Raw genomic sequence first — 12,827 nt, forward strand, 5'->3', positions numbered from 1 at the left:
GCGGCGCTGCCGGTGGACCTCGCGGACGGCTACGAGCAACTGGCGGAGGCCGGACTCGCCTACGGGCCGGCGTTCCGGGGGCTGCGTGCGCTCTGGCGCCGGGACGGGGATGTCTTCGCCGAGGTGGCGCTGCCCGAGCCGAAGGCCGCAGAGCACCCCTACCGCCTCCACCCGGCCCTGCTCGACGCGGCCCTGCACGCCCTCGCGCTCGGCCGGCCGCAACAGCTCGGCCGCCCGGAACTTCCCTTCTCCTGGAGCAACGTCAGGCTTCACGGTGCAGGTGCGCGGAGCCTGCGCGTACGGATACGCCCCCTCGCCGGCGGCGCGGTCACTCTGGACCTGGCCGATGCCGACGGAGCTCCCGTGGCCTCCGCCGCGTCCCTGTCTCTGCGGCCCCTGCCGGCCGCCCGAGACCGCTCCCTGCTGTGCGTCGACTGGCAGCCGCGGCACGCCACTGCAGAACGCCCCGCGTCGGCGCCGGGCGCCGCATGGACCGTACTCGGCCCCACGGACTCGCCCCTGGCCGAAGCCCTGCGTGCGCAAGGCCAACGAGTCGAGCCCCTCTCCGATTTTCCCTGTCGAGAGGGCGAGTTCCTCTCACAGCAGGTGCTCGTGCCCTTCCTCGGGGAAAGCACGGACGACGTGCCCGAAACCGCCGCCCGTGCCACCCGCGAGGCCCTCGCCCTGGTGCGCTCGTGGATCGGTGATCCGCGGTACGGCACATCGCGGCTGATCGTCGTGACACACGGCGCGGTGGCCGCTTCCCCTGGCGAGGACGTGCCGGATCCGGCACGGGCGCCGTTGTGGGGCCTGCTGAGGTCGGCGATCTCCGAGCACCCCGGCCGGTTCGCCCTGGTGGACGTGGACGGCGAGGACGCCTCCTGGCGGTCGCTGCCGGAGGCGATCGCCTCCGGCGAGGAGCAGACGGCCGTCAGAAAGGGCGAGGTACTGGTGCCCCGACTGACCCCGGCCGGGCGGTCCGCCGCCATCGGCGTCCCCGGTCCGGGCCCGGCGTTCCGCCCCGAGGGGACCGTGCTGATCACCGGCGCGGCAGGTGTACTCGGCACCTTGACCGCCCGGCATCTGGTTGCCGAGCACGGCGTCCGGCGCGTACTGCTCGTCGGCCGCACCGCCGACGACCCGCGGCTGACGGACCTGGTCACCGGGATCGAGCGGCTGGGGGGCACGGCGACGATCGCCGCGTGCGATGTCGGCGACCGTGCCGCACTGGCCGCCGTGATCGCCGCTGTCCCCGACACCCACCCGCTCACCGCAGTCGTGCACTGCGCCGGTGTGCTGGACGACGCGGTGGTGACCTCCCTGACCCCCGAGCGGCTCGCCCGCGTCCTGCGCCCCAAGGCCGACGCGGCATGGCACCTGCACGAGCTCACCGCGCACCTCGATCTGTCGGCCTTCGTGCTCTTCTCCTCCGCCGCGGGCGTTCTGGGCGCGCCCGGCCAGGCCAACTACGCAGCCGCCAACGCGTTCCTCGACGGGCTGGCCCGGCACCGCAGGACCCGGGGGCTCGCCGGCCTGGCGCTGGCCTGGGGCCCCTGGGCGCTGCCGGACGGGTCCGGAGCCGGGATGGCCGGAGCCGCTCGACTGCACCGTATGACGGACGGGGGTGTCGTGGCGCTCACGACGGAGCGGGGTCTTGAACTCTTCGACGCGGCGGTGACCCGTTCCGCGGCCGCGCCGGGGGAGGCCGAGACCCTTCTCGTACCGTTGCCGACGGATCCCGCCCGGCTGCGCGCGGCTTCCGAGGCCCCGTCCCTGCCCCGCCTGCTGCGAAGTCTGGCGCCGGGCACGGCCGCCCCCACCACCCGTCACACCGAAACGGCCGGCGGGCTCCCCGGGAGCGACGCGCAGTCCGACCTGAATTCGCTCGTCCGTGCCGCCGTCGCCGGAGTGCTCGGCTTCGCCCCCTCCGACGCGGTCGACGACGATGCCTCCTTCCCCGAACTGGGCATCGACTCGCTCACCGCCGTGGAGTTGCGCAACCGGCTGGAGGCGATCACCGGTCTGCGGCTGTCGGCCACCGTCGTCTTCGACCATCCGACTTTCGACACCCTACTGGGGCACCTGCGGACCGAACTCGATGCCGCGGGCCCCGTCGGCGTGACGGAGCCCGCGGCCCGGGAAACGGCCGCGGACGGAATCGGCGCGTTGTTCCGGCGTGCGCGATCGGCGGGTCGGACGACGGAGGGGATCGAACTGCTGCGGATGGCCTCCCGGTTCCTGCCGTCGTTCGCCAAGGCCGACGAACTGGGGGAGGAGCGCCCGCGGCCGGTGCGGCTGGCCGGCGGCCCGGCACGGCCGGCACTGATCTGTTTCCCCGCCGTGGTCGCGCTCTCCGGGCCGCACCAGTACGCCCGGTTCGCCACGGCCCTGCGCGGGCGGCGCGACGTGCTGGCGCTGCCCCAGCCCGGCTTCCTGCCCGGTGAACGGCTGCCCGCCGACCTCGACGCCGTCGTCGCGGCACAGACCGAGGCGGTGCGACGGTACGCCGACGGCGCGCCGATCGCCCTCGTCGGCTACTCGTCCGGAGGCTGGATCGCCCATGCGGTCGCGGCCGGGCTGGAACGCGCGGGCGAGGCGCCCCAGGCCGTGGTGTTGCTCGACACCTACCTCCAGGACGAAACGAACGACCGCATGGCCACCGCGCTCACCGAGGGGCTGTTCGCCCGGCGCGGCGAGGTGTCGGCCGCAGACGCCCACTCCCTGACCGCGATGGGCGCCTACCTGCGGGTGTTCGAGGGGTGGCGGCCGGACGGCCTCGCCACGCCCACCCTCTTCCTGCGCGCCGTGGAACCCCTGCAGGGCGCCACCGCGGAGCCGCGCGCCGCAGTGACGGCAGGCACCGTCCGGGAAACCCCCGGCGACCACTTCTCGATGCTCGAGGAGCACGCCGGTTCCACCGCACACGCCGTCCATGACTGGCTCGATGGCCGGACGGCTTCCCACGAAAAGGAGCGAACGAAATGACAGCGATCACGCCTGAGTTGGTCGAGAAGGCATATGTGGCCCTGGTCTCCCTCGACCGGGAGGAGGCGGCCAAATACTGGTCCGAGGACGTCAGGTTCAGCGTTCCCGGACACCACACCCAAGCCGGCTGGCACGTCGGCCTCGACGAACTCCTGGCGTTCCGGCGTGCGTTGGTGGACGCGGCAGGCGGAAAGTTCGAGGTCGAACTGGTCACCTCGATGATCGAAGGAAACGCGTCCATGGACGTGGTCAAGGTCCACGCGGTCCGGCCGGACGCCCCGGAGGGGAGCACCTCACCCTTCGACGTGCTCGACGCCCTGGGCGTCCAGGTCTTCCGCTGGGAGGACGGCCTCATCGTCGAGGGACGCGCGGGCTTCTTCGGCGACGGGGCGGCCAACTACGACCAGTGGTGGTCGCCCCTGGCGGCCGACGGAACACGCAGGGACCGCTGAGGAACCCGGCGTCCGGGCGTTCGCAGAGCCCGGACGCCGGACGCGGGCCCGCTATGGGCCACGGAGAAAGGTGAAGGACCATGACAGAAACGCGCCGGGACACCGGGGCGTGGATCCGCAGGTTCCACCCGTCGGACGCCCCCCTCCGCCTGGTGTGCTTCCCCCATGCGGGAGGCGCGGCGAGCTACTACCACCGCATGTCGAGGACGCTGTCCGCCGAGACGGACGTGCTCGCCGTCCAGTACCCCGGACGGCAGGACCGCCGGGGCGAGCCCTGCGTAGGCGACCTGGCCAAGCTCGCCGACCTGGTCCTTGAGGAGATACACCCCTGGGCCGACCGCCCGCTGGCGTTCTTCGGCCACAGCATGGGAGCCCTTCTCAGCTTCGAGGTGGCGCGCCGACTGGAACACGAAGGGGTCACCCTGTCCACGCTCTTCGTCTCCGGGCGCCGCGCCCCCCACCTCACACGCCATGGAGACATCCACCTGCGCTCCGACGACGAACTGGTCGCCGCGGTCAGGAAGCTGAACAACGGCGACCTCCGGCTCCTTGACGATCCCGAGGCACGCGACCTCCTGCTCCCCCCGCTGCGCAGCGACTACCGGGCCGTTGAGACCTACCGGTATGCGCCGGGAACGGCCCTCGGCTGCCCCGTCGTGGTACTCACCGGTGACCAGGACCCGCAGGTTGCGTGTGACGAGGCACGGGCCTGGCGTGAGCACACCACCGGTGCGTTCGAGCTGCGGAAGTTCCCCGGCGGGCACTTCTATCTCGACACGCACGCCACGGCCGTGACCGAGGTCGTCGCCACCCACTTGAGGAATCTCCGCATTCCCCGGAACGGGACCGGTCGGGACCCGGGAGACCACCGCAAAAGCCCTCGATGACCCCACGCCGAAAGGAACGATCCATGGCGACGCCTGAAGGCGAACCCCGCGAGGAGTTGCTCGAGGCGAGCGACGAAACCATAGAGGACGCTGTCCGGTACGCCGACCCGATGGTGCTGCGGGGTCTGCTGTACCAGTTGACCGGCGACGAAGAGGTCGCGGCCACGAAGGTGAAGACCGTGTCGGCAGGCGCCCTCGACACCCAGGTCCTGTCCTGTGCTGAGGACATCGCGTTGCTGCAGCGCAAGGCAGCGCGATTCCTGAGAACCTACCGCGCCGAGGGAGCCGGTGACATCGAGCCCGGTCCGGCCGAGCGTCTGCCGGTCAGCCTGATGCTGGCGGCGGGCGAGGCGATTCCCGAAGAGGACATGGGGCTGTGGCTGGAGGACCTCGCCCTGGACCCGTGGGCACGCGCTCTGCAGTGGCAGGCCCCGCCGCCGCGCAAGCGGCTGGAGAACTTCCACGTCACGGTCATCGGCGCCGGCATGGGAGGCCTCAACGCCGCCGTCCAGCTGAAGCGGGCGGGTATCGCGTACACGGTCTTCGAGAAGAACGCCGGCGTCGGTGGCACATGGTGGGAGAACCGCTACCCGGGCTGCCGCGTCGACTCCCCGAGCCGCGCGTACACGCACCTGTACGGCGTCGACTTCGACTATCCGTACCCCTTCTCTCCGGCGGAGAAGAACGCGGAGTACTTCGACTGGGTCGCCGACGAGTTCGCTGTCCGCTCCGGCATCGTGTTCAACACAGAGGTGCGTGCGATGGAGTGGGACGAGGACTGCGGGACGTGGGCGATCCACGTCGCAGGTCCACAGGGGGAGCGCATGGTCCGCTCCAACGCGGTCATCTCCGCCGTCGGCTTCCTGAACCGGCCGAACGTTCCGCAGATCGAGGGAGCCGAGGAGTTCGACGGCCCGTCCTGGCACACCGCCCGGTGGCCCGGCGAGGCCGACCTGGCCCGCAAGCGCGTGGCGGTCATCGGAACGGGCTGCACGGGCTACCAGCTCGTCCCGGAGCTGGCCCTGGACGCCGGGCACGTCACCGTCTTCCAGCGCACGCCGCAATGGCTGTTCGAAGTGCCCGGCTACCGCTCGCCCTTCCCCGAGCAGGTCACCTGGCTCGACCGGAACATGCCATACCACACCAACTTCATGCGGTTCCGATCGGTGTACGCGACCAACTCGCTGGCGAGGACCACCGAGATCGACCCCCACTTCGACGATCTGCATGCCCTGAGCGCTGCGAACAAGGCGGCCCGCGACAACGCCATAGCGTTCCTCGAACGCAAACTCGGCAACCCCGAACTCGTGAAGAAGATGACACCTCCGCATCCCGTGCTCGCCGCGCGACCGGTCCTGGTCGATTCCCAGTACAGCGTCCTCGACGCCATCCAGCGGGATAACGTCACGCTGGTCACGGACGGCATCCGCCGGATCAACCGAACGGGGATCGAGACGAGCGACGGCACTCAGCACGACCTGGACGCGATCGTCTACGCGACCGGCTTTCGAGCGAGGGACTACCTGTTCCCGATGAAGATCACCGGTCGTGGCGGGCTCACGCTGGACGAGTTGTGGAGCGAGGGCGGAGCGCGGGCCTACAAAGGCTGCATGATGCCGGGCTTCCCGAACCTGTGGACCATTTACGGCCCGAACACCAGCGGCATGCTCAACATCCCTACGTACCACGAGCTCATCACCGTCCATGCCCTCGAATGCATCGAGCGGCTGATCATCGACGGCAAGAAGGCGATCACTGTGAAGGAAGAGCCGTACCGGCGGTTCAACGAAGAGGTCGACCGGCGCAACCTCAGCAAGACCTGGAGCGATCCCCGGGCGCGCAACTACTACTGGACGGAAGGGGGCCGCACGGCGACCCAGTGCCCCTTCTCGGGTGCTGAGGTGTGGCGCTTCCTGCGCCATCCGGACTTCGCGGACCTCGAACTCCGCTGAGTCCTGAGCCACCAGTGGCGGCCGCGGTGCGTACCGGCCCGGCCCTTCCCCCGTCGCGGGGACGTTGATGCCGACCTCGCCCCGCGGCCGATGGGTGCTCGTGCTTATCGCGCCGCTGCGGAGCCTGGGGCGGCCTGCGGTGAATCCGCTTCCTCAGCAGCTGTAATCGATCAGGTCGAACGACTCGTAGTGGTCGGCCGTGTAGTAGTCCTCCTGGTACTCCTCGCCGGTGACGATGCGGCGAGCTCCGCGCGTGGAGGAGCCAGGAGTGATGACGGTGTACTCGTGATAGTAGCCAGACGCCTGGCTGGGCAGGATGCCTTCCCGGTTCTGGAAGACGGTGCCGTCCTGGTCGTATGGGAAGGGACCGCCCTGCTCGATCAGTTCGAGCGTGTCGTACGCCTGCGAGGGCAGGCTGCTGTAGCAGATGCTGCCGACCGCGGCGGCCGCCGGGGTGGCGGTGACGGTGCCGCCGACGAGGAGAAGCGGACAGGACGGCGGCTGCGGCGCCGATGCGGGTGATTCGTGGGGGGAATCTCATGGCCTCATGATGACGCGCGTAGATGGTGGCATGTCAATGTCAACTCCGGAGAATTTCCCGTCAAGTCCGATGAGTTTTCCGGAGGTTAACCTCGATCTTTCGTGACGGTCCGTCGGTTTTCCTGGCGGGCCGTTCCGGCTCTTCGGACTGACCGTGGGCAGGGCTGTGCCCCGGCTGTCGCGCCGGGTGGGCGCCGGGTTCCACGGCTCCGGTGGGGTGGTGCGGGTCGCAGGGGCGGGAAAGTACTGGTCAGCCAGGGTTCGGGAGAGCGTGGAGCCGGTCGAGGGCGTCTGTGATCACATCGGTCCAGGGCCAGTGCGCCGCGAGGCGGAGGATGCGGCGGCGTCCGGTGGTGACGAGTTGGCCGGCGGTGGAGAACAGGCGAAGCCGCAGGCGGCGAGGTTCCCAGCGGCGGGCTTTGCCGGTCAGCGCGAGCAGGGGCATCCACGCGAGCAGGTCGAGCGCGATCTGGACGATCTCCAGCCAGATCTGGTTCTGTGCGGCGTCCTGAAGGGGCAGGTTGCGCAGGCCGGTGGCGCGGGCGGCGCGGATGCGGTCCTCGGCTCGTGCCCGCTGGCGGTGGCGCAGCTCCAGCCCTGCGATCGGCGCGTGGGCGGTGTTGGTGGCAAAGCACGTCAGGCGCATCCCGTCGGCGTCGGTGAAGCGCAACTGGGCGCCAAGGTGCGGACGTTCCTTCCTCACGATCAGCCGCATCCCCTTCGGCCAGCCATCCAGCAGGTTCCCGTCGAGTTCGGCCACCCAGGCGCCGTCCCGGATCTCACCACCAGGCTCGACGGCTGCCGTCCACGCGCTCGCGGGGATCTTCAGCACCGCGTGATGTATGGCGTCGGTGATGGTCATGCCGACCGAGTACGACAGCCAGCGTCCGCGCTGGGCGAGCCAGGCGACGAACTCGTGGGTGCCACCGCCGGAATCGCACCGGATCAGGGTCTGCCGTCCGCGTCGGTAGGGCTTGGGCAACTGGGCCAGGACCAGTTGGGCTGCGGTGATGTGGTCGCTCGCGGTGTTCGAGCCCGCGTTGCCTGGCCGCAGCAGGCCCACGACCGGTTCACCGGACCCGCCCTGGCCATGGTCGACGAAGCCCATCAGCGGGTGGTGTCCGAAGGTTTTCTTCCAGGTCGCGGTGGCGTCCTGCTTCTCGGAGTGCGCCAGGACGAGGACGCCGTCGATATCCACGATCACCTGCCCGCCGGCGTCCGGCGCTGCTTCACCGGCCAACCGCCATACTCGTTCGCGCACTTCGGCGCGGGCGGTGCGGAGCGCGGTCAGGGCGCGTTTCCCGCCCGCGGCGAGCGTGTCGATGAGCCGGGAGACTGTTGGGTCGGAGGCCACCGGCCCGAACACGGCCGGCTCGGCCCGCAGCATGCCGACATCGGCCAGACAGTCGCCACCGAGTGACCGCAAGTGCTACATCCAGCAGGATCTTGCCGGGATCGTGCACCGCCCGAGCCTTGTGCCAGGGCGCCAATGCCGTTGATATCGCCGCATCCAGACCGGTCTTGTTGACCGTCTTGACCAGCAGCACGGCCCCGGCCTGGGAGACCACCGACCGGCCGCCGCCCTCAACGCGGACATGCGGGTACGACCCGATACGCTTCTTCACCTGAGAAGTGCTTCTTTCCACGGAACGATCTGGACCCTCGACAAGTCCTATCGTTGCAGGTCAGGAGCACTTCTCGCGTTTCTGATCAAGCCTTGGACAGCCCACCTCGTGAAAGCGCGAGGCCCGACTCCTTGGGCCAAGAACACCGCCGCGAAGTGCTCAGCGCGATCACCAAAGTCGCCACCGCCCACGGCGTCACCGTCCTGGGCACGTGCCACACACTGGTGCGAGATGTAGCCCCGTGCGCGGGCAGATCCTCTACTTCCACCCGTCAAAGTCCGAGTACCTCAAGCGACCCACACGCATGTTCGGGTGCGGCCCCCCGAGCGTGGGTAGAGCCGCCAAATACTGCCGGTGGTCAGTTTCGGGTCGGTCATATCCCGCGATGGCGATCACTGCTGACAGGCGGGGAGTGAGATCACCGCACCTTTTCGCATGAACAGTTCAGTGCGCTACTGAACTACCCACTGAACTGTTTCGTGCGCAACTGAACTACTCACTGCGGTTCAACACCGCGACCGCTACTTCTTCTCGCGCCCCGGCAGGAACTCCTGCATCTTCGCCTTGAAGCCCTGCTTGACCACCGATCCCCGGTCCGAGTCGCCCTTCAGGATCGACGCGGCGGTCGCCTCCATCTGCTCCCAGGTGGCGTGCGGCGGGATCGGTGGGACGGCCGGATCGGTCAGGAACTCGATTACCGCGGGACCGTCCGCCTCCAGCGCGGCACGCCAGCCCGCCTCGACGTCCTCCGGCTTCTCCACCCGGATGCCGGTCAGCCCCAGGGAACGCGCGAACGCGGCGTACTGCACGTCCGGAATCGCTTGCGACGGCAGGAACTGCGGCGCGCCCTCCATGGCCCGCATCTCCCACGTGACCTGATTCAGATCCTGGTTGTTCCACACGGCGACCACCAGCCGCGGGTCCTCCCACTGGTGGCGGTACTTCGCCGCCGTGATCAGCTCCGCCATCCCGTTCATCTGCATCGCCCCGTCGCCCACCAGCGCGATCGCGGGCCGGTCCGGGTGCGCGAACTTCGCGCCGATCACGTACGGCACCCCGCAGCCCATCGTCGCCAGCGTGCCGGAGAGCGAGCCCCGCATGCCCGGCCGCATGGTCAGGTGCCGCGCGTACCAGTTGGCCGTCGAACCCGAGTCGGAGGCGACGATCGCGTTGTCCGGCAGCAGCGGGTCCAGGGCGCGGGCCACGTACTCCGGATTGATCGGGTCGGCGTCGAGTCCCGCCCGGCGCTCCATGACGTCGCGCCAGCGCGTCACGTTCGCGCACACCGTGTCGTACCACTCGCGCCCGCGCCCCTCCTCGATCAGCGGGATCAGCCGCTCCAGCGTGGCCTTCGCGTCGCCGACCAGGTTCACCTCGTACGGGTAGCGCATCCCGACCATGTGCGGATCGATGTCGATCTGCACGCCCCGCGCCTTGCCGAACTCCGGCAGGAACTGGGTGTACGGGAACGACGACCCGATGGTCAGCAGCGTGTCGCAGTCCCGCATCAGCTCGTACGACGGACGCGTGCCCAGCAGGCCGATCGAGCCGGTGACGTACGGCAGTTCGTCGCTGAGGACGTCCTTGCCGAGCAGCGCCTTGGCGACACCGGCGCCGAGCAGCTCGGCGATCCGCTCCACCTCGGCCCGCGCGCCCGCCGCGCCCTGGCCGACCAGGATCGCCACCTTGTCACCGGAGTTCAGGATCTCCGCGGCCCGGCGCACCGAGTCGTCGGACGGAACCGCCGTCCACGAACTGCGGTCCAGGCTGGAGGGCACCATCTTGAACTCGTGCGTCGGCGGCGAGTAGTCGAGTTCCTGAACATCACCGGGGATGATGATCGCGGTGGGGCAGCGGCGCGCGTACGCGGTGCGGATCGCCCGGTCCAGCACGTTCGGCAGCTGCTCCGGAACGGTCACCGTCTCCACGAACTCGGAGGCGACGTCCTTGTACAGCGTGTGCAGATCGACTTCCTGCTGATACGAGCCGCCCATCGCGGTGCGGTGCGTCTGGCCGACGATCGCCAGCACCGGGACATGGTCCAGCTTGGCGTCGTACAGGCCGTTCAGCAGATGGATCGCGCCCGGCCCTGACGTCGCCGTGCACACCCCGAGACGGCCGCTGAACTTGGCGTAACCGACCGCCTGGAACGCGGACATCTCCTCGTGCCGTGACTGCACGAAACGGGGCTGGTTCTCGGCCCGGCCCCACGCGGCGAGCAGGCCGTTGATGCCGTCGCCCGGATAGCCGAAGACCTGCTCGACCCCCCACTCGCGCAACCGCTCAAGGATGTGGTCGGAGACCTTGGTGCTCATGTACGACCTCCCGGACGCATGGGGACAGAGCCAGCAGTACGAGTCACCCTGCGCGACGGCGGAAAACCTGTCCGGGTTTGCGGGCGGGGGCCGGGGGCAGGCGCACCTCAGTGCTTCGGACAGGAGGCACGTCCGTGGGAGCGGCGCATCGCGCCGCCACCGGCGCTCCTGGTCCGTACAGGTGATGCGCTCCCACGGTGACCGTCCAACCCAGAGCACCTTCAAGGGAATTGCGACGCATCATGCCGATCCACACCAGCGCGAAGCAGCACCCCCACGACGACGCCCCCGACACCGCCGACGCCTTCCGCAGGCTCGCCACACTCCCCGCCGGCCCGAGCGCGACGCGCTCCGCGACGAGATCGTCGAGGCCTGGCTGCCCATGGCCGACCGCCTCGCCGGACGCTTCCGCAGCCGCGGCGAGAGCTTCGAGGACCTGCGCCAGGTCGCGGCCCTCGGCCTGGTCAAGGCCGTCGACCGGTACGACCCCGAGCTCGGCAACGCCTTCGAGAGCTACGCCGTGCCCACCATCACCGGCGAGATCAAGCGGCACTTCCGCGACCACATGTGGACCCTGCACGTACCTCGCCGCGTCCAGGACCTGCGCAACCGCGTCCGGTTCGCCTCGCAGGACCTGTCCCAGACCATCTCCGGCCGCCGGCCCACGGTGGCGGAGATCGCCGAGCACGCGAAGATGAGCGAGGAGGACGTCAAGACCGGCCTGGAGGCCCTGGAGAGCTTCACCGCCCTGTCCCTGGACGCGGAACTGCCCGGCAGCGAGGACGGATACTCCCTGAGCGACGCGCTCGGGTCGCCGGATCCGGCGCTGGACACGGTGGTCGATCGCGAGGCGGTGAAGTCGCGGCTGGCGGCGCTGCCGGAGCGGGAGCGGGCGATCCTGTACATGCGGTTCTTCGGGGACATGACGCAGAGCCGGATCGCCGAGGAGCTGGGGATCTCGCAGATGCACGTGTCCCGGCTGATCAGTCGGTGCTGTGGGCGGGTTCGGGAGCAGGTCATGCGGGATGTTGCGTAGCGCCTGGGGGTGTTCGCGGGTTGCGTGTGCGGGCCGGTCGTGGCTGGTCGCGCCCACGCGGCGGAGCCGCATGTCGGTACAGCCCCGCGCCCCTGAAGGACGTCCGATTTCACCCGGTTGAGTGACACTGTCCCGCCATTGGGGCCTCGCCGCGCGCGGCGTAGTAGGGGGCTAGCTGTGATGGCAGAAGGGCTTTCCTGCCGTCGCCCGAAGGAGTCCCCTCCATGCGCACCCGCCACGCACTCTCCGTCGCCGTCCTGGCCGGCTCCGCCCTGGTGGGCGTCGCGCCGGTCGTGTCCGCCGAACCCGCCGCCGAGGTCAGTCCGGCCACCGTGGAGCCCGGAGGGACGCTCACCATCTCGGTCAGCTGTGATCCGACCGGGGGGCCGCCGCCCGACAGCATCGACGCCACCTCGCAGGCCTTCGACGAGGGCACGGTCCCGCTGCGCAAGGTGACCGGCAACGACGACAAGGTGTCCGGCCCGGCCTACCGGGGGACGGCCCGCATCGCACCCGCCGAGAACTTCGAGGGCGATCCCGACGCCCTCGGCGAGGACTCGGCGTGGTCCGTCGACGGCACCTGCCCGGCCGCTCCCGGCGGGGAGGGCAAGCAATGGAGCGCGACGTTCACGGTGGCCCACGGCGGGGGCCACCACGAGCCGTCCCACGAGCCGTCCCACGAGCCGACGCACAAGCCCTCTCACCGGCCCACCCACAAGCCCTGCCCCGACGAACCGCGCGACGAGCCGCGGCACCACCACTCGGAGTGCGCGGAAGCGGTCGTCCAGCGCGGGGTACGCGCCGGAGACGGCGGTGCCTTCACCGACTCCGTGCCCGTCCTGGTCGCGGGCGGGGTGCTGATCGCGGGCGCGTTCGGTGCCGCCGTGCACCGGCTGTGCAACCGGGAGAGCGACCCGTACCGCTGACGCCCGGCGCGCACCACCGGCCCGCAAGCCCCCCGCTTCCCCGGCCCGGCCCGCTCATGCTGTGACCGTCACGACCCCGCCGGGCGCCCATGGCGCGGCGGTCCCGTGG

General features: G+C 70.2%; 6 protein-coding genes and 4 pseudogenes. 7 read left to right on the top strand and 3 right to left on the bottom strand.

The window, feature by feature from the left end:
* Positions 1-12 precede the first annotated feature (12 nt).
* The 5 genes and pseudogenes from V8690_RS35995 to V8690_RS36015 all read left to right on the top strand — a co-directional run.
* A pseudogene (locus V8690_RS35995) lies at positions 13-354 on the top strand (polyketide synthase dehydratase domain-containing protein); the annotation flags it as partial.
* A gap of 288 nt (positions 355-642) precedes the next feature.
* A complete protein-coding gene (locus tag V8690_RS36000; protein ID WP_338785576.1) occupies positions 643-2,985 on the top strand; it encodes a type I polyketide synthase in 2,343 nt (780 codons plus the stop codon).
* Positions 2,982-3,437 carry a nuclear transport factor 2 family protein gene (locus tag V8690_RS36005; protein WP_338784237.1) on the top strand — a complete coding sequence of 152 codons (456 nt, stop codon included), beginning with the start codon at positions 2,982-2,984 and terminating at the stop codon, positions 3,435-3,437. The genes V8690_RS36000 and V8690_RS36005 overlap by 4 nt, the downstream gene beginning before the upstream one ends.
* 80 nt (positions 3,438-3,517) lie before the next feature.
* Positions 3,518-4,324 (top strand): alpha/beta fold hydrolase, encoded by an 807-nt coding sequence (locus V8690_RS36010; protein ID WP_338784238.1) that lies wholly within the window; start codon positions 3,518-3,520, stop codon positions 4,322-4,324.
* A 23-nt stretch (positions 4,325-4,347) separates the two neighbouring features.
* Entirely contained in the window at positions 4,348-6,276 is a 1,929-nt protein-coding gene (locus V8690_RS36015) for an NAD(P)/FAD-dependent oxidoreductase (RefSeq protein ID WP_338784239.1), read from the top strand.
* Positions 6,277-6,429: 153 nt separating this feature from the next.
* Here the strand turns inward: V8690_RS36015 and V8690_RS36020 are convergent.
* The 3 genes and pseudogenes from V8690_RS36020 to V8690_RS36030 all read right to left on the bottom strand — a co-directional run bounded on the left by V8690_RS36020 (position 6,430) and on the right by V8690_RS36030 (position 10,756).
* Positions 6,430-6,817 (bottom strand): annotated as a pseudogene (locus V8690_RS36020) (ribonuclease domain-containing protein).
* A gap of 249 nt (positions 6,818-7,066) precedes the next feature.
* Positions 7,067-8,441, bottom strand: a pseudogene (locus V8690_RS36025) (IS1380 family transposase).
* Between the two features lie 521 nt (positions 8,442-8,962).
* Positions 8,963-10,756 (bottom strand): thiamine pyrophosphate-requiring protein, encoded by a 1,794-nt coding sequence (locus V8690_RS36030; protein WP_338784240.1) that lies wholly within the window; start codon positions 10,754-10,756, stop codon positions 8,963-8,965.
* Between the two features lie 242 nt (positions 10,757-10,998).
* Between V8690_RS36030 and V8690_RS36035 the strand changes: the two are divergent.
* Together V8690_RS36035 and V8690_RS36040 are read left to right on the top strand one after the other, a co-directional pair.
* Positions 10,999-11,792: pseudogene (locus V8690_RS36035) on the top strand (RNA polymerase sigma factor SigF).
* Between the two features lie 224 nt (positions 11,793-12,016).
* Entirely contained in the window at positions 12,017-12,718 is a 702-nt protein-coding gene (locus tag V8690_RS36040; protein WP_338784241.1) for a hypothetical protein, read from the top strand.
* Positions 12,719-12,827: the final 109 nt, after the last annotated feature.

Source organism: Streptomyces sp. DG1A-41, assembly GCF_037055355.1.
GTDB lineage: Bacteria > Actinomycetota > Actinomycetes > Streptomycetales > Streptomycetaceae > Streptomyces.